27 protein-coding genes are annotated in these 24,770 nt (G+C 75.5%); 15 read left to right on the forward strand and 12 right to left on the reverse strand.

Annotation, left to right across the window (positions count from 1 at the left end):
* Positions 1-130 precede the first annotated feature (130 nt).
* Positions 131-940, forward strand: a complete 810-nt coding sequence (locus E9549_RS05005; protein ID WP_236825441.1) for a DUF3097 domain-containing protein — start codon at positions 131-133, stop codon at positions 938-940.
* Between the two features lie 179 nt (positions 941-1,119).
* Here the strand turns inward: E9549_RS05005 and E9549_RS05010 are convergent, their stop codons facing one another.
* Both E9549_RS05010 and E9549_RS05015 read right to left on the reverse strand, forming a co-directional pair.
* Positions 1,120-1,974 (reverse strand): aldo/keto reductase, encoded by an 855-nt coding sequence (locus E9549_RS05010; protein ID WP_236825442.1) that lies wholly within the window; start codon positions 1,972-1,974, stop codon positions 1,120-1,122.
* Between the two features lie 73 nt (positions 1,975-2,047).
* Positions 2,048-3,286 (reverse strand): MFS transporter, encoded by a 1,239-nt coding sequence (locus E9549_RS05015; RefSeq protein WP_236825443.1) that lies wholly within the window; start codon positions 3,284-3,286, stop codon positions 2,048-2,050.
* 148 nt (positions 3,287-3,434) lie between these two features.
* On the opposite strand from E9549_RS05015, the gene moaA reads away from it, so the two are divergent.
* The 5 genes from moaA to E9549_RS05040 all read left to right on the forward strand — a co-directional run bounded on the left by moaA (position 3,435) and on the right by E9549_RS05040 (position 6,418).
* Positions 3,435-4,490, forward strand: a complete 1,056-nt coding sequence (gene moaA / locus E9549_RS05020) for a GTP 3',8-cyclase MoaA (protein ID WP_236825444.1) — start codon at positions 3,435-3,437, stop codon at positions 4,488-4,490.
* A gap of 1 nt (position 4,491) precedes the next feature.
* On the forward strand, positions 4,492-4,737 hold the full coding sequence (locus tag E9549_RS05025; RefSeq protein ID WP_236825445.1) for a MoaD/ThiS family protein: 246 nt from the start codon (positions 4,492-4,494) through the stop codon (positions 4,735-4,737).
* An 84-nt stretch (positions 4,738-4,821) separates the two neighbouring features.
* On the forward strand, positions 4,822-5,016 hold the full coding sequence (locus tag E9549_RS05030; protein WP_236825446.1) for a hypothetical protein: 195 nt from the start codon (positions 4,822-4,824) through the stop codon (positions 5,014-5,016).
* Between the two features lie 48 nt (positions 5,017-5,064).
* Positions 5,065-5,574 carry a histidine kinase gene (locus E9549_RS05035; RefSeq protein ID WP_236825447.1) on the forward strand — a complete coding sequence of 170 codons (510 nt, stop codon included), beginning with the start codon at positions 5,065-5,067 and terminating at the stop codon, positions 5,572-5,574.
* Positions 5,575-5,578: 4 nt separating this feature from the next.
* Complete coding sequence (locus tag E9549_RS05040; RefSeq protein ID WP_236825448.1) at positions 5,579-6,418, forward strand: SMP-30/gluconolactonase/LRE family protein; 840 nt, start codon at positions 5,579-5,581, stop codon at positions 6,416-6,418.
* Positions 6,419-6,427: 9 nt separating this feature from the next.
* On the opposite strand, the gene E9549_RS05045 is transcribed toward E9549_RS05040, so the two are convergent.
* From E9549_RS05045 to E9549_RS05070, 6 genes are all read right to left on the reverse strand, one after another.
* On the reverse strand, positions 6,428-6,838 hold the full coding sequence (locus E9549_RS05045; RefSeq protein WP_236825449.1) for a molybdenum cofactor biosynthesis protein MoaE: 411 nt from the start codon (positions 6,836-6,838) through the stop codon (positions 6,428-6,430).
* Complete coding sequence (locus E9549_RS05050) at positions 6,835-7,413, reverse strand: NTP transferase domain-containing protein (RefSeq protein WP_236825450.1); 579 nt, start codon at positions 7,411-7,413, stop codon at positions 6,835-6,837. Before E9549_RS05050 ends, E9549_RS05045 begins: the two co-directional genes overlap by 4 nt.
* A 13-nt stretch (positions 7,414-7,426) precedes the next feature.
* Positions 7,427-8,473, reverse strand: a complete 1,047-nt coding sequence (locus E9549_RS05055; protein WP_236825451.1) for an ABC transporter ATP-binding protein — start codon at positions 8,471-8,473, stop codon at positions 7,427-7,429.
* A complete protein-coding gene (locus tag E9549_RS05060; RefSeq protein WP_236825452.1) occupies positions 8,470-9,270 on the reverse strand; it encodes an ABC transporter permease in 801 nt (266 codons plus the stop codon). Before E9549_RS05060 ends, E9549_RS05055 begins: the two co-directional genes overlap by 4 nt.
* Positions 9,267-10,019 (reverse strand): molybdate ABC transporter substrate-binding protein, encoded by a 753-nt coding sequence (gene modA, locus E9549_RS05065; RefSeq protein ID WP_236825453.1) that lies wholly within the window; start codon positions 10,017-10,019, stop codon positions 9,267-9,269. Before modA ends, E9549_RS05060 begins: the two co-directional genes overlap by 4 nt.
* Positions 10,020-10,126: 107 nt before the next feature.
* Positions 10,127-10,519 (reverse strand): molybdopterin-binding protein, encoded by a 393-nt coding sequence (locus E9549_RS05070; protein WP_236825454.1) that lies wholly within the window; start codon positions 10,517-10,519, stop codon positions 10,127-10,129.
* Positions 10,520-10,609: 90 nt separating this feature from the next.
* On the opposite strand from E9549_RS05070, the gene E9549_RS05075 reads away from it, so the two are divergent.
* From E9549_RS05075 to E9549_RS05100, 6 genes are all read left to right on the forward strand, one after another.
* Positions 10,610-11,848, forward strand: a complete 1,239-nt coding sequence (locus E9549_RS05075) for a DUF2786 domain-containing protein (RefSeq protein WP_236825455.1) — start codon at positions 10,610-10,612, stop codon at positions 11,846-11,848.
* A gap of 920 nt (positions 11,849-12,768) precedes the next feature.
* Complete coding sequence (locus E9549_RS05080; protein ID WP_236825456.1) at positions 12,769-13,764, forward strand: HNH endonuclease signature motif containing protein; 996 nt, start codon at positions 12,769-12,771, stop codon at positions 13,762-13,764.
* A 126-nt stretch (positions 13,765-13,890) separates the two neighbouring features.
* The gene (locus E9549_RS05085) at positions 13,891-15,603 is read left to right on the forward strand and encodes an ATP-dependent DNA helicase RecQ (protein ID WP_236825457.1); all 1,713 of its coding nucleotides are present in this window, start codon (positions 13,891-13,893) and stop codon (positions 15,601-15,603) included.
* 116 nt (positions 15,604-15,719) lie between these two features.
* Positions 15,720-17,375, forward strand: coding sequence for a carbamoyltransferase C-terminal domain-containing protein (locus E9549_RS05090; RefSeq protein WP_236825458.1), 1,656 nt, complete (start codon positions 15,720-15,722; stop codon positions 17,373-17,375).
* A 145-nt stretch (positions 17,376-17,520) separates the two neighbouring features.
* On the forward strand, positions 17,521-17,964 hold the full coding sequence (locus tag E9549_RS05095; RefSeq protein WP_236825459.1) for a DUF4383 domain-containing protein: 444 nt from the start codon (positions 17,521-17,523) through the stop codon (positions 17,962-17,964).
* A gap of 145 nt (positions 17,965-18,109) precedes the next feature.
* Positions 18,110-19,321: an acyl-CoA dehydrogenase family protein gene (locus E9549_RS05100; RefSeq protein ID WP_236825460.1), complete on the forward strand. Its 1,212-nt coding sequence runs from the start codon at positions 18,110-18,112 to the stop codon at positions 19,319-19,321.
* A 19-nt stretch (positions 19,322-19,340) separates the two neighbouring features.
* On the opposite strand, the gene E9549_RS05105 is transcribed toward E9549_RS05100, so the two are convergent.
* Entirely contained in the window at positions 19,341-19,541 is a 201-nt protein-coding gene (locus tag E9549_RS05105; RefSeq protein WP_236825461.1) for a hypothetical protein, read from the reverse strand.
* A 72-nt stretch (positions 19,542-19,613) separates the two neighbouring features.
* Positions 19,614-19,829, reverse strand: coding sequence for a hypothetical protein (locus tag E9549_RS05110; protein ID WP_236825462.1), 216 nt, complete (start codon positions 19,827-19,829; stop codon positions 19,614-19,616).
* Between the two features lie 137 nt (positions 19,830-19,966).
* Here E9549_RS05110 and E9549_RS05115 point away from each other — a divergent pair, with 137 nt between their 5' ends.
* Positions 19,967-20,917, forward strand: coding sequence for an acyl-ACP desaturase (locus E9549_RS05115; protein WP_236825463.1), 951 nt, complete (start codon positions 19,967-19,969; stop codon positions 20,915-20,917).
* A 10-nt stretch (positions 20,918-20,927) separates the two neighbouring features.
* Here E9549_RS05115 and E9549_RS05120 read toward each other — a convergent pair whose 3' ends face one another.
* Together E9549_RS05120 and E9549_RS24015 are read right to left on the reverse strand one after the other, a co-directional pair.
* Positions 20,928-21,446 carry a GNAT family N-acetyltransferase gene (locus E9549_RS05120; protein ID WP_236825464.1) on the reverse strand — a complete coding sequence of 173 codons (519 nt, stop codon included), beginning with the start codon at positions 21,444-21,446 and terminating at the stop codon, positions 20,928-20,930.
* Positions 21,447-21,490: 44 nt separating this feature from the next.
* On the reverse strand, positions 21,491-23,014 hold the full coding sequence (locus tag E9549_RS24015; protein ID WP_236825465.1) for an LCP family protein: 1,524 nt from the start codon (positions 23,012-23,014) through the stop codon (positions 21,491-21,493).
* A gap of 134 nt (positions 23,015-23,148) precedes the next feature.
* On the opposite strand from E9549_RS24015, the gene E9549_RS05130 reads away from it, so the two are divergent.
* Positions 23,149-23,952 (forward strand): exodeoxyribonuclease III, encoded by an 804-nt coding sequence (locus tag E9549_RS05130; RefSeq protein WP_236825466.1) that lies wholly within the window; start codon positions 23,149-23,151, stop codon positions 23,950-23,952.
* A 30-nt stretch (positions 23,953-23,982) separates the two neighbouring features.
* Complete coding sequence (gene yaaA, locus E9549_RS05135; protein WP_236825467.1) at positions 23,983-24,729, forward strand: peroxide stress protein YaaA; 747 nt, start codon at positions 23,983-23,985, stop codon at positions 24,727-24,729.
* The last annotated feature ends 41 nt before the right edge of the window (positions 24,730-24,770 follow it).

Consider the following 24,770-nt stretch of genomic DNA (forward strand, 5'->3'; position numbering starts at 1 on the left):
GGCGACCGCCCGAGCACCCGTGACGCAGCGTGATCCGTGGCCGCCCGGGCGTGTCGGGCCGGATCGGTCCGGCACACCCCGCCCGGCGCGTCGTCCACGACCCGGGGCGGGGCCTGCCTAGCGTCGTCGCGTGCCTCCCCGTTCGCCGTACGACGACCTGGTCCACCCCCGCACCGTGAAGAAGCCGGTGCCGCAGGTCGAGGCCGAGCGCGACCTCGTGGTCGAGGACCCGAGCTCCGGCTTCGTCGGGGCCGTGGTGCGCTGCGAGAAGGACGTCGTCCACCTGGAGGACCGCAACGGCCGCGTCCGGGCCTATCCGCTCGGCCCGGGTTTCTGGGTCGACGGTCGGCCGGTCGTGCTCGTGCACCCGAAGCCGGTGGCGCCGGCCGGGCCGGCCCGCAGCGCCTCGGGGTCCACCTACGTCGCCGGCGCCCGGGCCCGGGTCGCCCGCGAGGGGCGCATCTACGTGGAGGGCAAGCACGACGCCGAGCTGGTCGAGAAGGTCTGGGGCCACGACCTGCGCATCGAGGGCGTCGTCGTCGAGCCGCTGCACGGCGTGGACGACCTGCCCGGCATCGTGCGCGAGTTCCGCCCGGCGTCCGGACGGCGGCTCGGTGTGCTGGTCGACCACCTGGTGCGCGGGTCCAAGGAGTCGCGCATCGCCGAGCAGGTCACCGGGGAGCACGCCCTCGTCGTCGGCCACCCGTTCATCGACATCTGGCAGGCGGTCAAGCCCTCGGTCGTCGGGATCAGGGCGTGGCCGACCGTCCCGAAGGGCGAGGACTGGAAGACGGGGGTCTGCCGCCGGCTGGGCTGGGAGGACGACACCGGCTACGTGTGGGCGCAGCGCATCCTCGCCCGCGTGCGCACCTGGACCGACCTCGAGCCCGCCCTCATCGGCCGCGTCGAGGAGCTCATCGACTTCGTCACCACCGACTGACCCCGGCCACGATCGGGGAACCTGGTCATGGCGCTTCCTCCCTCACGGTGCGCGGTGAGGGAGGACGCCGTGCGGTGCGGGAGGACCGGTCCGGGGCGCCCCCGCCGCACGTCGAGCGGGGCGCGGGACGACGACGGGCCCGCCCGCGGGGATCGCGGACGGGCCCGTCGGACCGGGCGTCAGCCCGGGATGTAGTTGAAGGTGTCCGGGTCGGGCCCGGTGCGCTCGCCGCGGTCCAGGCCGGTCAGCGTGGCCATGTCCTCACGACCCAGCTCGAAGTCGAACAGCGCGAAGTTCTCCTCCATGCGCTCGCGGGAGGAGGACTTCGGGAAGACGACGTCGCCGCGTTGCACGTGCCAGCGGAGCACCACCTGGGCCGGGGTCCGGCCGAGGCGCTGGGCGATCTCGGTGATCGCCGGGTCGCCCAGCACCTTGCCCTGGGCGATCGGCGACCAGGCCTCGGTCACGATCTGGTGCTCGGCGTCGAACGCGCGGACGTCGTCCTGCGCCAGGTAGGGGTGGACCTCGATCTGGTTGACGGCCGGGACGACCTCGGTCTCGTCGAAGAGCCGCCGCAGGTGGTGCGGCTTGAAGTTCGAGACGCCGATCGCGCGGCAGCGGCCGTCGCGGTAGATCTCCTCCATGGCCTTCCAGGTCTCGACGTAGTCGACGTCGATGCCCGGCAGCGGCCAGTGGATGAGGAACAGGTCGAGCTGGTCGAAGCCGAGGTCGGCCAGCGTCCGGTCGAAGGCGCGCAGCGCGTCGTCGCGGCGGTGGAAGCCGTTGTTCAGCTTGCTGGTCACGAAGATCTCGCCGCGGTCGATGCCGGAGCGGGCGACGGCCTCGCCGACACCCTTCTCGTTGCCGTACATCTCGGCGGTGTCGATGTGCCGGTAGCCGACCTCGAGCGCCGTCGCGACGGTGTCGGCGGTCTCCTCGGGCGGGACCTGGTAGACGCCGAACCCCAGCTGCGGGATCTCGACGCCGTTGTTCAGTGCGAGGGAGGGCACTCCGTGGGTGGGTGGCTGGGCCACAGGCTGATCCTTCCGGTTCGGGGGAGGGCCGCGAGCCGCACGGTCGGTCGTGCGCGATCGGCCCGTCCCCCGCCTACCCGGTGGTGCCCTCCTCAACCAGCTCCGCGCGCGCCGCCCGGTCGCCCACCAGCGCGGCCCCGGCCAACCCGAGCAGCGCCACGAAGGCGGCGGCGACCGCGGGCACGGCGAACGCCGTCTCGGCACCCCAGGCGTCCACCGCGGCCCCCGCCGCCGCCGAGCCGACCGTGACGCCCAGCGTGAGCCCGGAGATGGTCCAGGAGAGCGACTCGGTGAGCAGGCCCGGCGCCGTCCGCGACTCCACCAGCGAGGTGCCCGAGACCAGCACCGGCGCGATGGTCAGCCCCGCGAGGAAGCCCACGCCGACGAGCACGGCCAGCGACCCGACGCCCCACAGCAGCTGCGCGGCCAGCCCGAACGCGACCGCCGTCGCCACGAACCGCGTGGCCAGCGTGCCGGGCAGCCGCGCGAGGCCGTAGACCAGGCCGGCCACCAGGCTCCCCGCGGCGAAGACGGCGAGCGCGACCCCGGAGAGCGCCGGCGCCCCCTCGGCCTCGGCGAAACCGACCACCACGACGTCGATGGCGCCGAACACGGTGCCCACGGCCAGGTACGTGACGGTGACGACCAGCAGCGTCGGCGTCAGCACCGCCCACCAGCGCGCGGTGGCCGACCCGGCGACGGGGTGCGGCGGCGGGTCGGTGTCACGCAGCCCGGCCAGCCAGAGCCCGCCGACCGCCCCCAGGACGACGCCGGTCAGGAACCCGACGGGCGGGGCGACCAGCGTGGCCAGCAAGGTCACCAGCGGCGGGCCGACGACGAAGACCACCTCGTCGACGACGGCCTCGAAGGCGAACGCCGTCTGCCGGCCGGCGGGGTCGAGCGCCGCGGCCCACCGCGCGCGCACCAGCGACCCGATGTTCGGGCTGCTGCCACCGACCGCCGCGGCGAGCAGGAACCAGCTCCACCGGGGCGCGCCGCCCACCACGGCGGCGACGAAGGCGACACCCGAGAGGGCGAAGAGGGTCATCGCCAGGCGGAGCACCGGCCCCTGCCCGCGGCGGTCCATGGCGCGCGCCCACTGGGGTCCGGCGATGCCGTAGCTGAGCGCGAGGGCGCCGGAGACGGCGCCGGCGAGGCCGTAGCTGCCGGTCTCCCGGGAGACCAGCAGGACCGCGCCCAGGCCGAGCATGGGCGCGGGGAGCCGCCCCACCCAGCCGGCCAGGGAGAAGGCCACGGACCCGGGGACGGCGAACAGGCGGCTGTAGGGGCTGAAGACGGTGCGGGCCGACACGGTTCTCTCGCGCTTCCTGGCCACAGGCGAGTGCGGGACGTCCTCCGCCGGTCTCTCGGGTGGCGAGGGCACGGTAGCAACGGCTCCGCGGCGGCGCCCGCGCATTTCCACCCAGCCACGGATCGCCCGGCGCGGCTACATTCGGGCCATGACCGGCGCCGACCTCCCCGATCCCGTGGTCCGCCGGGGCGTGGGCGCGGTGGCCGCCGGGTCCGGCGGCCTGGTCGACCGGTACGGCCGCACCGCCACCGACCTGCGCGTGTCGCTGACCGACCGGTGCAACCTGCGCTGTACCTACTGCATGCCGCCGGAGGGCCTGCAGTGGCTGCCCAAGGTCGAGCAGCTCACCGACGACGAGGTCACCCGCCTGGTGCGCATCGGGGTGGAGCACCTCGGCATCCGGGAGGTGCGCTTCACCGGCGGCGAGCCGCTGCTGCGCCCGGGTCTGGTGGGCATCGTCGCCGCCGCGACGGCGCTGCGCCCGCGGCCCGAGGTCAGCCTGACCACCAACGCCATCGGGCTGTCCCGGATGGCGCCCGCGCTGGCCGGGGCCGGGCTGGACCGCATCAACGTCAGCCTCGACACGCTGGACCGCGAGCGGTTCAAGCAGCTGACCCACCGCGACCGGCTGGACGACGTCCTCGCCGGGCTCGCCGCCGCGCGCGACGCCGGGCTCACCCCGGTGAAGGTCAACGCCGTCCTGCTGCACGGGATCAACGACGTCGACGCCGTCCCGCTGCTCGACTTCTGCCTGGAGCAGGGGTACGAGCTGCGTTTCATCGAGCAGATGCCGCTGGACGCCCACCACGCCTGGACGCGCGGGCGGATGGTCACCGCCGAGGACATCCTGGAGCGGCTGACGGCGGCCCACGAGCTCGTGCCCGACAGCGAGGAGCGGGGCTCCGCGCCGGCCGAGCGCTGGCTGGTCGACGGCGGTCCGGCGACCGTGGGCGTCATCGCCTCGGTCACCCGGTCCTTCTGCGGCGCCTGCGACCGCACCCGGCTCACCGCCGACGGGCAGGTCCGCAACTGCCTGTTCGCCCGCGAGGAGTCCGACCTGCGCACGGCGCTGCGCGAGGGCGCCACCGACGCCGAGCTGGCCGACCGCTGGCGGATCGCCACGCTGGGCAAGCTGCCCGGCCACGGCATCGACGACCCGTCCTTCCTGCAGCCGAGCCGCCCCATGTCGGCGATCGGGGGCTGAGGTGCCCGCCGTCACCGTCCGCTACTTCGCCGGCGCCCGCGCGGCTGCCGGCGTCGACACCGAGCCCTGCGAGGCCGACACGCTGGACGAGCTCGTCGTGCGGGTCTCCGGCGCGCACGGTGCGCGGCTGGAGCGGGTGCTCGCCGCCTGCTCGTTCCTCGTCGACGGCGCCCAGCCCCGCGACCGGGCGGCCCCGCTGCCCGCCGGTGCGGTCGTCGACGTCCTCCCGCCCTTCGCCGGGGGCTGAGCCGCCTCCACCGGGGTCCAACGCCCTCCCCCGGGAGCCGGACGGCCTTTGCCCCGAGCCGACCGCACCGGGAGGATGGGCGCCATGAGCATCTTCGACAAGGCGAAGGCGAAGGCCGAGGAGCTGTTCGGCCGCGCCGAGGAGCTGTACGGGGAGTCCCACGGCGACGCCGCGGCGAAGGTCGACGGGGAGGCCCACCGGCTGGAGGCCGAGGCCGAGGAAGCCGAGCTGGAGCGCGACGAGCGGACCGACGACGACGGGCTCGCCGGGGCCCGCTGATCCTGCTGCGGGCGGTTGGCGCCGCCCGCCCGGGGTAATACGGTCGCCATGGTTCCGCTAGGGATCGCAGACGTCGCACCGTGGCCGGACTGGCGAGCGGCCGCGGAGGGCGCGCTCGCGTTCCTGGCCGAGCACGTCGGCTGGGATCTCTGGATGGTCACCCAGGTCGTGGAGGACCGGCAGGTCGTCCTCCTGGCCCATCCCGACCGGGCCGTGCGCCCCGGCCTGGTGCTGCCCTGGGAGCGCAGCTTCTGCCGGCAGATGGTGGAGGGCAGCGCCCCCCGGCTGGCCACGGTGACGGCCGCGGTCCCCGAGTACGCCTCGCGGACGACCGGCCCGCTGCGCGACATCGCCGCCTACGTCGGCATCCCGCTGCTCACCCGGGACCTGCAGCTGTTCGGCACGCTGTGCGGGGTCGCCTACCGGGCCAAGCCACGCAGCGCCGCCCGGGAGCTCTCCGTCGTGGAGGCCGCCGCCCGCATGCTGAGCACCCTGATGGCCGCGGGGTGGGACCCACCGCCGCTGCCGGGCGAGCCCGACCGGGAGGTGGTGTGCTGAGCCGGTGCGCGCCGAACAGCTGACCGGTCCCGTCTGCCACCACGGCGAGGGGCCCGTGTGGTCACCGGCCTGGGGCGGGCTGCGCTGCGTCGACATGCTCGCCGGCGACGTCCTCGCGGTGGGTGATGACGGCGTGGTCACCCGCCGGCACGTCGGCGCGGTCGCGGCGGCGCTCCGCCCGCGCCGCGGGGGTGGCGCGGTCATCGCCGTCGAGCGCGGCTTCGCGCTGGAGGCCCCCGACGGGGCGGTCACCCCGCTGCCCCCGGTGTGGAGCGATCCCGGCGTCCGCATGAACGACGGCGGCTGCGACCCCGACGGCCGGTTCTGGTGCGGCTCGATGGCCTACGACCAGACGCCGGGCGCCGCCGCGCTGTACCGGCTGGACCCCGACGGCAGCGTGCACGAGGCGTTCGGCGGCGTCACCGTGTCCAACGGGCTGGCGTGGAGCCCCGACGGGTCGCTGGCCTACTACGCCGACACAGCCACCCACCGCATCGACGTCCTCGACTACGACCGGGACGCCGGGCTGACCGGCCGCCGCCCGTTCGTGACCTTCGCCGGCGACGGCAATCCCGACGGGCTCACCGTCGACGCGGAGGGCGGCGTCTGGGTGGCGCTCTACGGCAGCGGCGAGGTGCACCGCTACGACACCGGCGGCCGGCGGGACGCCGTGGTGGAGCTGCCCACCCCCCAGGTGACCGCCTGCACCCTGGGCGGCCCCGGCCTGGACCGGCTCTTCGTCACCACGTCGGCCGAGGGTGGCCTGGACGACGGCATCGCGGGGTCGCTGTTCACCGTGGACGCCGGCGTGCGCGGGTTGCCGGTGCGGGAGTTCGCCGGCTGAGGGGGCCGCCTACGGGCAGGCGACCCACTCCTCCTCGCCGTCGCCGAAGACCTGCCGCTTCCAGATCGGCAGCCGCCTCTTCACCTCGTCGACGAGCTCGGCGCAGGCGGTGAAGGCCTGGCCGCGGTGGGAGGCGCTGACCGCGCAGGCGAGCGCGACGTCCCCGATGCCCAGCAGGCCGACGCGGTGGCTGACGGCGACGGCGTGCACCTCGGGGCGGGCGGCGAACTCCTCGGCCAGCTCGACGAGGACCTCGGCCGCGCTCGGGTGGCCGACGTACTCGAGCTCGGTCACCGTGCGGCCGCCGTCGTGGTCGCGGACGACGCCGGCGAAGGAGACCACCGCCCCCGCCGCGGCGACGGAGACGGCCTCCTCGTGCTCGGCGACGGACAGCGGCGCGTCGAGGACCCTGGCGATCACGGCGCCGACGCTACCCCCGGCGGCGGCACGTCGAGGTCGACCGGATCGGCCAGGCCGGTGCAGTCCACCTCGACGACGTCGTGCGCGGCCAGGTACCGGCGGGCGCCCTCGTCGCCGGTCGCGGTCTCCGCGACGCCGGCCCAGTGGTCGCGCCCGATCAGCACCGGGTGGCCGCGGACGCCGTCGTAGGTGGCGGTCGCGAGCGCGTCCGGGGCGGCGTGGGCGGCGACGGCCCGCAGCGCCTCGGGCGTCATGCCGGGCATGTCGACCAGGGTGACCAGCGCGGCGTCCACCCTCCCCGGGAAACCGCGCAGCCCGTCCAGGCCGGTGCGCAGCGAGGAGGCCATGCCCGACTCCCAGTCCTTGTTCGCCAGCACCACGGCGTTCGCGAGGCGGGCGCTGCGCCAGACGTCGACCGCCCGCGCGCCGAGCACGACGAGCACCGGGTCGCAGACAGCGCCCGCCGTCGCCACGGCGCGCTCGACCAGCAGGCTGCCCTCGTACTCGACCAGCGCCTTGGGCATCCCGTAGCGGCGGCCGCCCCCGGCGGCCAGGACGACGGCTGCGGTCCTCATGCGCCCCACTCTCTCAGCGCGCGTAGACGGCGACCTCGGAGGCCTTGACACCGGCCCACACCTCGGCGCCCGGGACGAGTCCCATCTCGGCGAACGAGGTGGCGGTGACGTCGGCGACCAGCGGCACCTCGCCGTCGAGCTCGCAGCGCACCGTGGCCCCGTGCGGGGTGGCACCCACCACCCGCTCCCGCCAGAGGTTGCGCGTGCTGCCGTCGGGCCGGGTGGTGTAGAGGGCCACCGACTCGGGGCGGATCGCGGCGAACACCGGCCCGGCGGCCTCCTCGGCGATGGCCACCGCCGCCCCGCAGTCGAGCCGCACCGACCGGCCCGCGCCGGTGCCCGGCAGCAGCGACAGCCCCACGAGCCGGGCCACGTAGTCGGTGCGCGGCCGGCGGGCCACCTCGGCCGGGGTGCCCGTCTGCACGACCCGCCCCTCCTCGAGGACGACGACGCGGTCGGCGAGCGCCATCGCGTCCACCGGGTCGTGGGTGACCAGCACGGTGCTGCCGCGGAAGGCGGCCAGGTGGCGGCGCAGCTCGGCGCGGACGGTCAGCCGGGTGCGCGCGTCCAGGGCCGACAGCGGCTCGTCGAGCAGCAGCAGGGCCGGGTCGCCGACCAGCGCGCGGGCCAGCGCCGCCCGTTGCGCCTGCCCCCCGGAGAGCTCGGCCGGCCGCCGGGCGCCCAGCCCGTCGAGCCCCACCCGGGTGAGCCAGGCCGCCGCGGCCGCCCGCGCCTCCCCGCGGCGGGCGCCCCGCGTGCGGAGGCCGAAGGCGACGTTGTCGGCCACGCTCAGGTGCGGGAAGAGCAGGGCGTCCTGGAAGACCATGCCCAGCGCCCGCCGGTGCGCCGGGCGGGAGGTGACCCCGTCGTCCCAGACCTCGCCGCCGACGACGACCCGCCCGCGGTCGGGGGGCAGCAGGCCGGCCAGCACCCGGACGAACGTGGACTTGCCCGCGCCGTTCGGGCCGAGGAGGGCCAGCACCTCGCCGTCGGCCACCTCGACGTCGACGCGGAGGTCGAGGTCGCCCCGGCGGGTGCCGACGGACGCCTCCAGGCTCATGCGGCCCCCGCCCGGCCGAGCCAGCGGTCGCGGAGCAGCAGCAGGGTGGCCAGCGAGACCGCGAGCAGCACCACCGAGAGGACGATCGCCGCGTCCGGGTCCCGCTGCAGCGCCAGGTAGACCGCCAGCGGCATCGTCTGCGTGGTGCCGGGGAAGTTGCCGGCGAAGGTGATCGTGGCGCCGAACTCCCCGAGCGCCCGGGCCCAGCAGAGCACCGCGCCGGCCGCGATCCCCGGCGCGACGAGGGGGAGCGTGACCCGGCGGAACGTCGTCCAGCGGCCGGCGCCGAGCGTGGCGGCGACGTCCTCGAAGCGGCTGTCCGCGGCGCGCAGCGCACCCTCGACGCTGATGACCAGGAACGGCATCGCGACGAAGGTCTCGGCGATGACGACGGCGGCGGTGGTGAACGGGATCGTGATGCCGAAGGCGTCGTCCAGCCAGGAGCCGACGATGCCCTGCCGCCCCAGCACGAGGAACAGCGCGACGCCGCCCACGACCGGCGGCAGCACCAGCGGCACGGTGACCAGCGCCCGGAGCACCGAGCGGCCGCGGGCCCGCGAGCGGGCCAGCACCCACGCCAGCGGGACGCCGAGCACCAGCGAGAGCGCGGTGGCGAGCGTGGCCGACACCAGGGAGAGCCGCAGCGCCTGCCCGACCGCCGGTTCCGCCAGCTGGCCGGCCAGCTGCGACCACGGGGTGCGGACCAGCAGGCCGAGCAGCGGGAGCACGAGGAAGGCGACGCCGAGCGCGGCGGGGACGAGCAGCGGGCCCGGGACGCGGGTGGCGGGGCGGGTCACGGCGTCCGGAACCCGGCGTCCCGCAGCAGCTCGCGGCCCTCGGCGGAGAGCACCAGGTCGACGAACGCCTGCGCCGCGGCGGGGTCCCGGGCACCCGCCAGCACGCTGATCGGGTACCGGTTGGCGGCCGCCGCGGCCTCCGGCACCTCGATCGCGTCGACGGTCTGCTGCCGGGCGGCTGCGTCGGTGACGTACACGAGCGCCGCGTCCACCTCCCCGAGCTCCACCTTCTGCAGGGTGGCGCGGGCGTCCTCCTCGTAGGTGTCCGGCCGAGCGGTCACGCCGGCGGCGGCGAGGAGCCGCTCCGCCGCCGCACCGCAGGGCGCGTCCGGCGCGCAGAGGGCGACGGCCAGGTCCTCCCGGGCCAGGTCGGCGAGCCCGGTGACGCCGGCCGGGTTCCCCTCGGGCACGGCGAGGGTCAGCACGTTCTCGGCGAAGACCTGCGGGTCCTCGGCCAGGCCCGCGTCGGCGACCACCTGCATCTGCCGCTCGTCGGCGGAGGCGAAGACGTCGATCGGGGCGCCCTGGCTGATCGCCGTCGCCGCACCGGCGCTGCTGAGGTAGCCGATGTCCACGTCGACGTCCGGGTGGCGCTCGCGGTACGCCGCCTCCACCCGCTCGAAGACGTCGATGAGCGAGGCCGCCGCGTACACCGTGAGCGTGCCGCCGGGCCGGTCGGCGTCCGGGTCGTCGGCGCCGCACCCGGCGAGGAGCGCGGCTGCCGCGAGCAGCACGAGCAGCGGACGCATGCCCTCCCCTCCCGGACGCCGGCTCCGGTGGCCGCGTCTGCGGAGCATCAGAGCAGCCTTCTCCGCGGCTGCGCAAGAGGCGCGAGGGGAGCCGCCCGCAGCTGCGGCTAGGGCACGTCGACGCTGACCTGGGTGGCCTTGACGGTGGCGACCGCCCGGACGCCGACAACCAGCCCGAGCTCGTCGGCCGCCTCCCGGGACATGAGGGAGACGACGCGGAAGGGCCCGGCCTGGATCTCCACCTGCGCCATGACGCCGTCGCGGACCACGTTGGTGACGATGCCGGCCAGCCGGTTGCGGGCCGACGACGGCGTCGTCCCGGGCTCGGGGGCGTCCCGGAGCTGGGTGGCGAGGCGGGCGAGGTCGGCGCCCTCGATGACCGCCGGGCCTCCGCCGTCCCGGTGCGCCGGCAGCCGTCCGCCGTCCACCCAGCGGCGGACCGTGTCGTCGCTGACGCCGAGCAGCGCGGCCGCCTCGGCGATGCGGTAGGTGGCGCCCACGGCAAGACCCTAGCCGCGGCCTGTGGACGACGGGCGCAGTCCACGGGCCGCTCCTCCCGGGCGTCGGCCCGGGCGGGCACCATGCCCCGCGTGATCGACGACGCCTGGCTCGCAGACCTGCTCCGGCACCGGGCCCCGAGGCTCACCGACGCCGGGGCGGCCGCCGAGCTGGCGGGGGTGCTGAGCGCGCGCGGGGTCCCGCTCGACGAGGACGGGGTGCTCACACGCACGCTGCTCGCCGCGCTGGACGAGACGTGGGAGCGGGGCTGGCAGCCGGCCGACGTCGCGCACGCCGCCCGGCGGCAGGCCGGTGCCGGGTCGGTGCCGCTGCTCGTGGCGCTGGTCGCCGAGCACGCGCGCCGGTCCGACGCCGTGTCCCGGGCGCCGGAGGGCTGGGTGGGGCAGCTGCGCGAGCTCGGGGCGCTGGACGCCGACCCTCCCGCCGGCGCTCTCGCCTGCACGGTCGTCGCCGCGTGGCACCGGGCGGAGCAACGGGCCCCGGCCGAGGCGTGGCGCATCGTGCTGCAGCTCACCGGCGTGCTGCGCACCGCCGCGCGGCTCGAGCTGCTGGTGCCGCCGCCCTCGCGGTGGGGCGCTCCGCGGGCGCGCGCGGACCGACCGGCTGCGGACGACGACCGGGCGCTCCGCCGGATCCGCGGGCTGCTGGCCAAGGCGGAGTCGACCGCGTTCCCCGAGGAGGCGGAGGCGCTGACCGCCAAGGCGCAGGAGCTCATGACCCGGCACGCCGTGGACGCGGCCCTGCTCGGCGACGGCACACCGTCCGGCATCGACGTCGACACCCGCCGGGTGCACCTCGCCGACCCGTACGCGCGGGCCAAGACGCAGCTGCTGGGCGCCGTCGCGGAAGCGAACGGGGTGCGGCTGGTCTGGTACCAGGGCCTGGGCATCGCCACCCTGGTCGGCGTGCGGGCCGATCTGGACGCGGTGGAGCTGCTGTTCACCTCGCTGCTGCTCCAGGTCGCCCACGCGCTCGCCGCCGCGGAGCGGCAGGACGGGCGGCGCTCGGGTTCGCGCACGTTCCGCCGCGCGTTCCTGCTGGGTTACGCCCACCGCATCGGGGAGCGGCTGGCCGCGGCGCGCCGGAGGGCGACCGAGGAGGCCGCTGCGGAGGCGGCGGCGGAACGCGGCGCGGACCTGCTGCCGGTGCTGCGGTCGCGGCAGGCGGCGGTCGAGGCGCGCACGGCGGAGCTCTTCCCGAAGGTGCGAGCCGGCCGCAGCCGGTCCTCGGTGGACGCGGGCGGCTGGTACGCGGGCAGGGCCGCCGCGGAACGCGCCGACGTCGCCCCTCGGCGGGCACCCCTCCGCTGACGCCCCGGAGCCGCCTGGGCCCGCCGCCCGGCTCCACGTCGTATCCCCGGCTGCCAGTCCCTCCCGCTCCCGCGCAGGCCCGCCGGCTCCGAACGCCAGCGGCGACCCTGCGACCGGAAGCGCCCCGCGGCTGACGTTCCCGCGGGAACGTCCCCGCCCCTGCCCGGGCGGTCGGGCGCCCCACGACCGAGTCACCGGTCCGGCGTTCCCCACGCGGGCCGGCCCGCCACCGCGCGAGCGCCACCGCGATCACGTTTCCGCGGGAACGCCTTCAGCCCTCCCAGTGCGGGCCGGCCCACCACCCCTCGACCGTGTCGAGCGGTCCCCGCGGGAACGCTCGCCCCCCTCCCCCCTCGGGCCGGCGGTGCCACGGCAGGCGGGCGCCGACCTGTCACCGCTCCCCGTGAGATCGCCTCGGGCATCCCACGCTGGCCGGTCGGGCCACGCGTCGTGGCGTCACCGCGCCAAGGCGTTCCTGCGGGAACGCCGCACCCTCGTGGGCAGCGGTTGTGTCACACCTCGCCGCCAGCTTTCGTACATGCGTTCGACATTCGTGGATGACGGCCCGGTCGAAGAGACACCACTGGAGCAGCTCGCCCTGGCCATCACGAGCGGGGCGGTGCGGTTGGCGGCGGCGACGGCCACCCGGCTCCGGCTGGTCGCCGAGTTCGACCAGCGGGGCGGCTGGCACGGGGTCGGCATCCTCTCCTGCGCCCACTGGCTCGCCTGGCAGTGCGGCATGGGTTCCGGCGCCGCCCGGGAGCACGTCCGCGTCGCCCGGGCCCTGCGCGGCCTGCCGCGGATCGAGGCGGCGTTCGCCGCAGGCCGGCTGTCCTACTCGAAGGTGCGCGCCCTGACCCGGGTCGCCGAGCCGGACTCCGAGGCGGCGCTGCTCGAGTTCGCCTTCGCCGCCACCGGCGGTGACCGCCCTCGCCGAGGCGCGCGCCGCGCTGGACCGCCGCCCCGGCGACCCGCCGCGGCGAGAGGTCGTCGTCCACGTCGACACCGCCGTCCTGGCAGACGACACCGCTGCCGGCCGCGCCAACGTCCAGGGCGGTCCCGCGCTCACCGGCGCCCAGGCCCGCCGGCTGCTCTGCGGGGCGACCGTCGTGGCGATGATCGAGCGCGGGCGGGAGCCGCTGGCCGTGGGACGCCGGAAGCGGCGGGCCACCGGGGCGCAGCGCCGGGCCCTGCTGCGGCGGGAGGGTGGCTGCGCCCGCCCGGGCTGCCCCGAGTCCCGGCCCGAGCGCCTGCACGTGCACCACATGCACCACTGGATCTTCGGCGGCCGGACCGACGTGGCCGACATGGTGCTCCTGTGCGACGTCGACCACGGCCTCGTCCACGAGCGCGGCCTGGTGATGAGCCGCCAGGAGGGCCGGCTGGTGGTGACCACCCCCGAGGGGCAGCGCGTCTGGGGCACCGCCGACGCCGCCTTCACCGGCGGCCTGCACGGGGCGCCCCCGGACCCCGCACGCGGGGACGACCCCTACGCCGGTGTCGCGCCGATCGACACCACGGTCGGACGCCGCCCCGCCGACGCGCCCGCTCCCGAACGCAAGACCCGCCGCAGCCCCGGGGCGCCGGGCCACCGCAGGCGGTCACCGGCCCGGCCGGACCGTGGGGCCGGGCCCACCTCGAGCCGCAGCGACCGAGGACGTCGCCGCCCGGGTCGATCCCCCGGGCACGGCCGCGTCGGCGCATCACCGGCGACCACGAGATCCCGGCTGCCCCTCTCGACCGCGACGGCCCGGCTCGACCGGGTCCTGTTCCCCGAGGGCCCGCCGGACCTGCCCGCTGCGGGACCCGCACCCTACGAGCGGCTGGACATGCACTGGGCGATCGGCGTCCTCATGGGCAACCGCGACCTCCTCCGGCGGCTGGACGCGGAGGGGAGGTCCCCCCTCGGCGGCTGAGCCGGCGTTCCCGCGGGAACGTCGTGAGCACCGCAGGGACGCCGGAGCACCTCGGGAGCACCGCGGGGGATGCGGCGTGGGCCAGCGCACCGTTTGCCGCGCACCCCCGCCGGGGAGAGGCAGCCGGTGCCTCCCTCCTCCGAGCGGGACAACCCCGCCGGCGCCAGCGCCTCCGTCCGCACCCGCCGCATCCGCGAGTTCGCCCGCGAGGTCCTCGGCTACGAGGAGTTCCGCCCCGGCCAGGAGCGGGCCATGCAGTCCGTGGTCAGCGGCCGCGACACCCTCGCCGTGCTGCCGTCGGGCGCCGGCAAGACGGCGATCTACCAGGTCGCCGGCCAGCTGCTGGACGGGCCGGTGCTGGTCGTCTCCCCGCTCATCGCCCTGCAGCGCGACCAGGTCGAGCGGCTCACCGAGCTGGCCGACGACGCCGGTGGCGCGGCGCAGCTGAACTCCGCCCTCTCGGCCGGGGACCAGCAGGAGGCCCTCGACGGGCTGCGGGACGGAACGGTCCGCTTCCTCTTCCTCGCCCCGGAGCAGCTGGCCAAGCCCGAGGTCGTCGACGTGATCGCAGCCGCCGAGCCCGCCCTGTTCGTCGTCGACGAGGCCCACTGCGTCTCCGCCTGGGGCCACGACTTCCGCCCCGACTACCTGCGCCTGGGCACCGTGATCGAGCAGCTGGGCCACCCGACGGTGCTGGCGCTCACCGCCACGGCCGCCCCGCCCGTGCGCGCCGAGATCGTCGAGCAGCTCGGCATGCGCGAGCCCGAGGTCGTCGTCGCCGGGTTCGACCGGCCGGAGATCCGGCTGGAGGTGGACCAGCACGCCGACGCGCGGAGCAAGCAGGACGCCGTCCTGGAGCGGGTGCTCACCGAGGTCGGCGAGGGGCGCGGCCCCGGCATCGTCTACAGCGCCACCCGCAAGGGCACCGAGGAGATCGCCGCCGCCCTCGCCGACCGCGGGCTGCGCACGCACCCCTACCACGCGGGGCTCAAGAAGTCCGACCGCGAGGAGACCCAGCGCGCCTGGATGGACGACGAGCTGGACGTCGTCGTCGCCACCACCGCGTTCGGCATGGGCATCGACAAGCCCGGCACCCGGTTCGTCGTCCACGCCGAGCCGGCCGACTCCGTGGACAGCTACTACCAGGAGATCGGCCGGGCCGGTCGCGACGGCGACCCGGCCCTCGCCCTCCTGGTCTACCGGCAGGAGGACCTCGGGCTGCGCCGGTTCTTCGCCGCCGGCGCCCCCGCCGAGGAGGAGCTGCAGCAGGTCGCGGGCCTCGTGCAGGCCGCCGCCGCGGCGGGCATCGACGACGGCGTCGACGTCAAGGCCCTCCGGGAGGAGACCGGTCGCGCCGCCACCCCGCTGGTGCGCGACCTCAACCTGCTCGAGCAGGTCTCGGCCGTCGTGCTGGACGAGGACGGCGCGGCCCACCCCGCCGACGGCGCCCCGCCGCCCGGGGAGGCGGCCGCGCAGGCCCGCGAGCTCGCCGAGCACCACGAGAAGGTCGACCAGTCCCGCGTGGAGATGATGCGCGGCTACGCCGAGACCACCGAGTGCCGCCGCCAGTTCCTCCTCGGCTACTTCGGCGAGCAGCTCGACGAGCCGTGCGGCAACTGCGACAACTGCTCGGCCGGCACCGCCCGCGAGCACGTCGCCACCGAGCCCGACGACACGCCCTTCCCCGTGGAGACACCGGTCCAGCACACCGAGTGGGGCCCCGGCGTCGTCATGCGGGTCGAGGACGACCGGCTCACCGTGCTGTTCGACGAGGTCGGCTACAAGACCCTCGGCCTGGCCGCGGTCGTCGAGCACGACCTGCTCCGCCCGCGGAGCTGACCGGCCACCCGCCTCGACCTGCGGGACCGGCCGAACCCACCCATGATCACCAGCAGGAGAGCGGGTCGAGGCGCCTGGAGCAGACAGGGCACGGACCCGGGAGAAGGAGTGCACGCGTGAAGGTCCTCGGCATCAACGCGATCTACCACGACCCCGCGGCGGCGCTGGTCGTCGACGGCCGGGTCGTGGCCGCCGCGGAGGAGGAGCGGTTCAGCCGCCGCAAGCACGGCAAGCGCCCGCTGCCGTGGAGCGCGTGGGAGCTGCCCGAGCTCTCGGCCGCGTGGTGCCTCGAGCACGCCGGCGTCCGCCCCGAGGAGCTCGACGCCGTCGCCTACTCCTTCGACCCCGCGCTGATGGGCACGCCCGAGGACTCCGGCCTGTTCGACGACGGCGACACCATGCGCAAGAAGTACGCCGAGATGGCGCCGGACTTCCTCGCCCACGCCCTCCCCGGCCTGGACCCGGCGAAGGTGCGCTTCGTGAAGCACCACGTCGCGCACGCCGCCTCCGCCGGGAAGGCCGCTCCCCAGCGCGACAACGCGGTGCTCGTCCTCGACGGCCGCGGCGAGGCGCACAGCCACCTCGCCGGCCGCTACGTCGACGGGCAGCTGGAGGTGCTCGCCGGCCAGGCGCTCCCCCACTCCCTCGGCCTCATGTACGAGGAGCTCACCGACCACCTGGGCTTCCTGCGCAGCTCCGACGAGTTCAAGGTCATGGCGATGGCCTCCTACGGCAAGCCGCGCTTCCTCGGCGAGCTGTCCGAGCTCATCCGCGCCACCGACGACGGCGGCTTCCGCACCGAGCGGATCGACTTCGCCGAGTTCGCACCCCGCCTGCGCAAGGGGGACGACTGGACCGAGGCGCATGCCGACCTCGCCGCCAGCGTGCAGACCCGCCTGGAGGAGGTGCTGGTCGACCTCGCCCGCTGGGTGCACGAGCAGACCGGCGAGAAGACGCTCACCATGGCCGGCGGCACCGCGCTGAACTGCGTGGCCAACACCCGCATCCTGGCCGAGAGCCCGTTCGAGCAGGTGTGGGTGCAGCCGGCCGCCGGCGACGCGGGCACGGCGCTGGGCGCGGCCCTGCACGTCGCCGCCGAACTGGGCGAGCGCACCGAGCCGATGGCCGGCGCAGACCTCGGCCGCGGCTGGAGCGACGCCGAGATCGAGCGGGTCCTGCAGACGGCCGCGATCACCTACGAGCGCCCCGACGACGTCGCCGAGGCCGTCGCCGAGGTGCTCGCCGACAACGGCATCGTCGCCTGGTTCCAGGGCCGCAGCGAGTACGGCCCCCGCGCGCTGGGCCACCGCTCGCTGCTCGCCCACCCCGGCTTCGAGGCCAACCTCGAGCGGATGAACGACGTCAAGGGCCGCGAGCAGTTCCGCCCCGTCGCCCCGATGGTGCTGCTGGAGCGCGCGCCGGAAATCTTCAGCCGCGGGCCGATCCCCTCGCCGTACATGCTCTTCGTCCACGACGTCGCCGAGGAGTGGCGCGACCGCATCCCCACGGTCACCCACGTCGACGGCACGGCGCGGATCCAGACCATCGACCCGGCGGACGAGCCGCTCGTGCACCGGATGATCTCCGCCTTCGAGCGGCGGACCGGGCTGCCGGTGGTGGTGAACACCAGCCTGAACACCGCCGGCCGCCCGATGGTCGACGACCCGCGGGACGCCCTGGAGTGCTTCGGCTCCGCCCCGGTCGACCTGCTGGCGATCGGCCCGTTCGTCGTCCGCCGGTCGCAGGCCACCCCCCGCCCCGGCCAGGGCTGAGCCGGGCGGGCGGGCCGCGTATCGGTTCGGCAACGCCGGTCGCCCGCACGGGTGGCGGCCGTTACCCGGGCCCTGCCACGGGTAACGGCTCCCTGGCAGTGACCTGTCAAGCACCTGGCAGGCCGGACGACTATGGGAGGACATCATGTCTGCAACCCGCGGTAACACCGGCGCGGACCGGGGCCTGACCTGGCCGCAGATGCTCGCGGCGGTCATCGGGGCCGTCTATCTGCTCGTCGGGATCGTCGGATTCTTCGTCACCGGGTTCGACGACTTCTTCGCGCACGACACCGGGGAGACCATCCTCGGGTTCGAGGTCAACCCGTTCCACAACATCGTGCACATCCTGATCGGTGCGGCGGGCCTGGCGCTGTTCCGGACGCTGAGCGGCGCCCGGACCTACGGCTGGCTGCTGGCCATCGGGTACGGCGCGGCCTTCGTCTACGGCCTCTTCGCCGTCGACCAGGACTGGGACTTCCTGAGCCTGAACTGGGCCGACAACTGGCTGCACCTGGTCAGCGCCCTGGCCGGCCTGGTCATCGCGCTGGGCCCGGTGAAGCGCGCCGTCGAGGGCCGCACCCGCGTCTGAGCAGCTCGGGCGGGCCCCGGACGGGGCCGCACCGCGGAGCCGGGTCCCGTCGTCCCCGAGGACGGCGGGGCCCGGCTCCGCGCTTCTCCGGGCACCCGGCACCCCCGATGCGACGGCCGTCACGTCCGGCGCTACGTTGCCGGGCATGGACTTCGCTCTCTCCGCCAAGGCCGAGGACGTCTGCGCACGCGCGTGGGACTTCATGCGGGAGCACGTGTTCCCCGCCGAGCCGGTGTACGACGCCTGGCGCGCGGAGCGCGGTCACGACGACCACGAGCACCCGCCGATCCTCGAGGAGCTCAAGGCGGAGGCGCGCAAGCGCGGCCTGTGGAACCTCTTCCACCACGAGGTGGGCGGGCTCACCAACCTCGAGTACGCCTCCGTCGCCGAGATCACCGGCTGGTCCCCCGTCATCGCCCCCGAGTCGATGAACGTGGGCGCGCCGGACACCGGCAACATGGAGACGCTCATGCTGTTCGGCACCCCCGAGCACAAGGAGCGCTGGCTGAACCCGCTGCTGGAGGGCGAGATCCGCTCCGGGTTCGCGATGACCGAGCCCGACGTCGCCAGCTCCGACGCCCGCAACATCCAGACCTCGATCGTCCGCGACGGCGACGAGTACGTGATCAACGGCCGCAAGTGGTGGACCTCCGGCGCCGCCGACCCGCGCTGCCAGATCTTCATCGTCATGGGCAAGACCGACCCCGACGGCCCGCCGCACCGCCAGCAGTCGATGGTGCTCGTCCCCCGCGACACCCCGGGCCTGGAGATCATCCGGCACCTGCCGGTCTTCGGGTACCAGGACCAGCACGGCCACTCGGAGCTGCGGTTCACCGACGTCCGCGTGCCGGTCAGCAACATCCTCTCCGGCGAGGGCGACGGCTTCATGATCGCCCAGGCCCGGCTGGGCCCCGGTCGCATCCACCACTGCATGCGCGCCATCGGCATGGCCGAGCGGGCGCTGGCGCTGATGGTGGAGCGGAGCAAGAACCGGGTCGCGTTCGGGCGCCCGCTGGCCGACCAGGGCACCGTCCGCGAGGCGATCGCCCTGTCCCGCATCGAGATCGACCAGGCGCGCCTCTACGTGCTGAAGACGGCGGACCTGATCGACAAGTACGGGGCCAAGGGCGCCCGCACGGAGATCTCCGCGATCAAGGTCGCCGCACCCAGGGTCGCCCTCGACGTCATCGACCGCGCGATCCAGGTGCACGGCGGCGCCGGCGTCAGCAACGACACCGTGCTGGCCCGCTTCTACGCCAGCGCCCGCACGCTGCGCATCGTCGACGGCCCGGACGCGGTGCACATCCGCGGCGTCGCCAAGGAGGAGCTCGCGCGCGAGCGTCCCTTCACCGGCTGAGCCGGCGCCGAGGGGCGGCTCAGGGCGTCAGCGTCGTCCCGAAGCCGCCCCCGGCGAGCTTGGCCATCAGCTGGGTCCGGTCCAGCCCCACCTCGGCGAGCGCGTCGCCGTCGCGGTCGGTGTCGATGCGGTCGGAGAACCGCTGCTCGACCTTCTCCGCCGTGTCGTTGTCCCCCTCGGTGCGCAGCACGCGCACCAGCTCCTGCTTGTCCAGCTCCACCGGTTCCTCCCTCGCCGCTCCTGGGCAGGGAGTGTGCTGCGGGTCACCGGTCCCCGCAACGGCGGGCGCAGCTCACCCCCGGCCGGCGCGCCGCACCAGCCAGGCGCCCGCGGCCGCGAGCACCACGGCCACGGCCAGCTGCGCGATCGCGACGCCGCTCTGGTCGCTGGCGAACCAGGTGGGGGTGGAGACCAGCAGCACCAGCGCGACACCGAGCACGAACAGCCCGACGAGCCGCTCCCGGCGGGCGTTGCGCGGGGCGGGGGTGCCGGGAGCCGGGTCGGTCATGCCCCCAGCCTGCCAAACCGGGCGCCGCGGCCCGCGTGCGGTGAGGCGGCGCACCAGGATGCCGCGTCGGGCCGCCGGCCGGGTCCAGGCGGCGTACGGTGCGACGCAGGCAGGCCGAGCCGACCCCGGAGGTCCCCGTGTCGCAGACGTCCCCGCAGGCAGCCGTGCTCATCGAGCTCGAGCCCGTCGTCGCCGAGAACCTCGACCGGCACATCCGGATGGCGAAGGAGTGGCACCCGCACGACTACGTCCCCTGGGACGAGGGGCGGAACTTCGCCTTCCTCGGCGGGGAGGACTGGTCCCCGGAGCAGTCCCGGCTGGACGCGACGGCCAAGGCGGCCATGTTCGTCAACCTGCTGACCGAGGACAACCTGCCCAGCTACCACCGCGAGATCGCCACCCGGTTCGGCCGGGACGGCGCCTGGGGCCAGTGGGTGGGCCGCTGGACGGCGGAGGAGGGCCGGCACGGGGTCGCGCTGCGCGACTACCTCGTGGTGACCCGCGGCGTCGACCCGGTCGAGCTCGAGCGGGCCCGGATGGACTACATGACCACCGGCTACGACTCCGGGGACAAGACCCCGCTGGAGGCCGTCGCCTACGTCTCGTTCCAGGAGCTGGCCACGCGCGTCTCCCACCGCAACACCGGCCGCGCCACCGGCGACCCGGTCGCCGACAAGCTGCTGGCCCGCATCGCCACCGACGAGAACCTCCACATGATCTTCTACCGGAACCTGGTGACGGCGGCGTTCGACATCGACCCGGACGAGATGATGAAGGCCGTCGCCAAGGAGGTCATGACCTTCGAGATGCCGGGCGCGAACATGGCGAACTTCCGGAAGAACTCGACGATCATCGCGAAGGCCGGCATCTACGACCTGCGCCTGCACCACGACGAGGTGGTCAGCCCGATCCTGCGCACCTGGAAGGTCTTCGAGCGCACCGACCTCGGGCCCGAGGGCGAGCAGGCCCGCGAGCAGCTGGCCGCGTTCCTGGCCGGGCTGGACGCCGAGGCCACCCGCTTCGTGGAGAGCCGGGAGCGGCTGCGCGCCCGCATGGCGGCCCGGGGGGAGACCCCGGTCCAGGTGTGACCGCAGGCCGTCAGAGCGGGCAGGCCATCACGATCTCGTCGCGGTCGTCGCCCGGCGCCACGCGGATCGCGCCGGGCAGCCGGCCCACCTCGACGTAGCCCAGCCCCTTGTAGAACTCGTCCACCCCGGTGCCGCCGCGGGCGGTCAGGTGCAGGAACTCCCAGCCCCGGTCGCGGGCGATCCGGTGCACGCCGTCCATGAGCACGCGGCCCAGGCCCTGCCCCTGGCGCGAGGGGTGCACCTGCACCCGGAGCACGGTCCCCCAGTGCCGGCGCAGCGGGCTCAGCGAGCCGACGACGCTGGCGAACCCGGCGGTCTCCCCGTCCACCTCCAGCAGGGCGAGCACGTCCCGGCCCGAGTGGACGCCCTCCAGCAGCTTGTCCAGCAGCGGGACGACGTCGTCCCCGGTGACCGGCGGCACGAAGCCGACCGCGCCGCCGGCGTTGGTCACGTCGATCCAGCAGCGCAGCAGCTCGGCGCGCAGCGCGTCGTCGACGGTGGAGACGGGGCGGACGACGGCGGCGGGCACACGGGCATTCTCCGCCCCGCCCCGGACCGGGCTCGACGCGGGCCTCAGCCCTGCTTGGTCGGCGGCTCCCCGGCGGCGCGGGCCTCCGCCGCCCGCTCCGGGTCGTAGGCGCAGGCGTCGGCGACATCGGTGGCCGGCCCCGCCGCCGGCTCCGGGGCCTCCGGGGCGTCGGCCACGTCCGCCGGCGGCTGGGTCGCCGCCGCGGGCACGGGCACGGGCGGGTCGATGGCGTCCTGGACGAGCTGCCGGATGGCGTCGTAGTCGGGGTAGGCGGGGTCGATCACCGGGGGGTCGAGGACGACGCTGCGGATCTCGGCGTCCTTCACGCGGAACGCCAGGTCCACGAAGTCGTCCAGCCGCGTCCGCGGGATGTCGGTGCTGACGATGTCCTCGGTGGTCGCGGCGAGCTGCTGGTAGCGCTGCAGCAGGGTGACCGGGTCGGCGGCGTCGACGATCGCGGAGATCGTGCAGCGCTGCCGCTCCATCCGGTTGTAGTCGCTGAGCCCGAACCGGCCCCGGGCGAAGTCCAGCGCGGTGGTGCCGTCCATCCGGACGTCCCGGCCGGGCGCGATGTAGTCGTCGGGCAGCTCCCCGGTGCTCGGGTTGCCGTTGACCGGGACGTAGTAGTTCACGTTCACCGTGACGCCGCCGAGCGCGTCGACCAGCCGGCTGAAGCCCTCGAGGTTGACCAGCACGAAGTAGTCGATCCGCAGCCCGAGGGCCTCCCCGACCCCCAGCTTCAGGAAGTCGGCGCCCGGGTCGTCGGTGGGGCCCAGGGCGTCGGGGTACCAGGCGGGGCCGTTGCGGTAGACGGCGTTGAGCAGGCTCTCGCTCTCGCTGCCGGCGTCGAAGCCGTCGGGGTAGAGCTCGCCGAGCGGGCTGTCCTCGGGGAAGGGCAGGTCCTGCAGGTTGCGGGGGAGGCTGACCAGGACGGTCTCGCCGGTCTCGACGTCGGTGCTGGCCACGATGACGGTGTCGGTGCGCACGCCCTCGCGGCCCTCCCCGCCGTCGCCCCCGAGCAGCAGGACGTTCACCCGGTCCCGGCCGCCGAAGAGCTCGGCGGTGTCCTCCTCGTCCGCGTCCACGGTGGCCGACTCGCGCTCGTCGTCGAAGACCCCGGCGATGAGGTCGCGCGACGTCGTGGCCAGGTGCCCGGCGAAGACCGCCGGGGCGGCGATCGCGGCGGCCAGCAGCGCCACGACGGCACCGCCCACGACGTGCCGCCCGCGTGAGGTGCCCCGGGGCACCAGCACCCGGTAACCGGCGACGACGACGGCGATCCACAGGGCGGCCAGCAGGCCGACGCCCACCGTCGCCCACAGCAGCACGTCGGTGTCGACGAGGGTGCGCGCGGCGACCTGCTGCCCGGCGGTGGCCAGCCACAGCCCGCCCGCGACGAGCAGGAGGAAGACGGCGAGCACCGCCGCGCCGAGCCGCCGCCGGCCGGCCGCCAGGAACGCGGTCCCGGGCACGAGCGCCCCCAGGGCCGTCCAGCCCAGGGCGGCGCCGAAGCCGCGCCGCTGCCCCTGCGCCGGTGGGCGTGCGCCCGCGTCCCCGTACCCGCTCACCGGGCCATGCTCCCACTGTTCGGCCAGGTGGGGGCGCCGACGGCGGACCACCCGGTCGGGACCGCCCGATCCGGCGACCCGGGGGGCCGGCGCCGGGCCGCTCGCCGTCGGGGCTGCTCCGTAAGCTCCGCGGCGTGCGACTGGCCACCTGGAACGTCAACTCGATCCGCACCCGCGCCGACCGCGTCGCCGCCTTCCTGCAGCGGCACGACGTCGACGTCCTGGCGCTCCAGGAGACCAAGTGCCGGGACGACCAGTTCCCCGAGATGGTGTTCGGCGCGCTGGGCTACGAGGTCGCGCACGTCGGCCACTCGCAGTGGAACGGCGTCGCGATCCTGTCCCGGGTCGGCCTCGACGACGTGACCACCGGCTTCGCCGGGATGCCGTCGTGGTCGGCGAAGGAGGGGGTGGCGCCCAGCGCGGAGGCCCGCGCCCTGGGCGCCACCTGCGGCGGGGTGCGCGTGTGGAGCCTGTACGTGCCCAACGGCCGGACGCTGGAAGATCCGCACTACGCCTACAAGCTGGAGTGGCTGGCCGCGCTGCGGGGCACCGCCGCGGGCTGGCTCGCCGAGGACCCGGCCGCGCAGGTGGCCCTCGTCGGCGACTGGAACATCGCCCCGCAGGACGACGACGTCTGGGACATGTCGGTGTTCAGCCGGTCCACGCACGTCTCCGCGCCGGAACGGGCGGCGTTCCAGGCGGTGGTCGACGCCGGGTACGCCGACGTGGTGCGCCCGCACGCGCCGGGCCCGGGCGTCTACACCTACTGGGACTACACCCAGCTGCGCTTCCCCCGGCGTGAGGGCATGCGGATCGACTTCGTGCTGGGCTCCCCGGCCCTGGCCGCCCGGGTCGACCGCGCGTTCATCGACCGCGAGGAGCGCAAGGGCAAGGGCGCCAGCGACCACGCCCCGGTGGTGGTCGACCTCGCGGAGTGACGCGGCGCCGGCTGCCTAAGCTGGCTCCCCGTGCTCGTGCTGCTGCCCCCGTCGGAGACCAAGGCACCCGGGGGCGAGGGCCCGCCGCTCGACCTCGACGAGCTCACCGCGCCCGAGCTGACGCCGGTCCGCGCGCGCCTCGCCGGAGCGCTGGTGGACCTCTCCGGCGACGTCCCGGCCTCCCGCGCCGCCCTGGGCCTGTCGCCGAAGCAGGACGACGAGATCACCCGCAACGCCGCGCTGTTCACCGCGGCCACCCTCCCGGCCCTCGAGCGGTACACCGGCGTCCTCTACGACGCGCTGGACGTGCGGTCGCTCACCCGCGCCCAGCGGGCCCGGGCCGACCGGCGGCTCGCCGTCGGGTCGGCGCTCTTCGGCCTGGTGGCGGGCGGCGACGGCATCCCGGCGTACCGCCTGTCGGCCGGCTCCGCCCTGCCCGGGCTGCCCACCCTCCGCGCCCTGTGGAGGCCCGCGCTCGGGCCGGTGCTGGCCGACGTCGAGGGGCTCGTCGTCGACCTGCGCAGCGGCTCCTACGCGGCGCTCGCCCCGGCCCCCGGCGCGGTCACCGTGACCGTGCTGAGCGAGCGGCCCGACGGCACGCGAGCCGTCGTCAGCCACTTCAACAAGGCGCACAAGGGGAGGCTCGCCCGCGTGCTCGCCACCACCACGGCCGAGCCGGGCGACGTGGTGCGACTGAGGGGTCTGCTGAGGCGGGCGGGGTTCCACGTGGAACACGACGGCGGGACGGCGTTGACCCTGGTCGTGCCCGCCCACTGAGGCCCATCTCTCCCGGCTCGGCCCGGCGGTTGGTTGCACGC

This window comes from Blastococcus sp. MG754426 (assembly GCF_021699055.1).
Classification (GTDB): Bacteria; Actinomycetota; Actinomycetes; order Mycobacteriales; family Geodermatophilaceae; genus Blastococcus.

Coding starts and splice junctions, on each gene's coding strand:
- E9549_RS05035 (WP_236825447.1), top strand. CDS start 5,065: ATGGTTCCGCTAGGGATCGCAGACGTCGCACCGTGGCCGGACTGGCGA.
- modA (WP_236825453.1), bottom strand. CDS start 10,019: ATGCGTCCGCTGCTCGTGCTGCTCGCGGCAGCCGCGCTCCTCGCCGGG.
- E9549_RS05050 (WP_236825450.1), bottom strand. CDS start 7,413: ATGAGGACCGCAGCCGTCGTCCTGGCCGCCGGGGGCGGCCGCCGCTAC.
- E9549_RS05095 (WP_236825459.1), top strand. CDS start 17,521: ATGTCTGCAACCCGCGGTAACACCGGCGCGGACCGGGGCCTGACCTGG.
- E9549_RS05110 (WP_236825462.1), bottom strand. CDS start 19,829: ATGACCGACCCGGCTCCCGGCACCCCCGCCCCGCGCAACGCCCGCCGG.
- moaA (WP_236825444.1), top strand. CDS start 3,435: ATGACCGGCGCCGACCTCCCCGATCCCGTGGTCCGCCGGGGCGTGGGC.
- E9549_RS05100 (WP_236825460.1), top strand. CDS start 18,110: ATGGACTTCGCTCTCTCCGCCAAGGCCGAGGACGTCTGCGCACGCGCG.
- E9549_RS05055 (WP_236825451.1), bottom strand. CDS start 8,473: ATGAGCCTGGAGGCGTCCGTCGGCACCCGCCGGGGCGACCTCGACCTC.
- E9549_RS05030 (WP_236825446.1), top strand. CDS start 4,822: ATGAGCATCTTCGACAAGGCGAAGGCGAAGGCCGAGGAGCTGTTCGGC.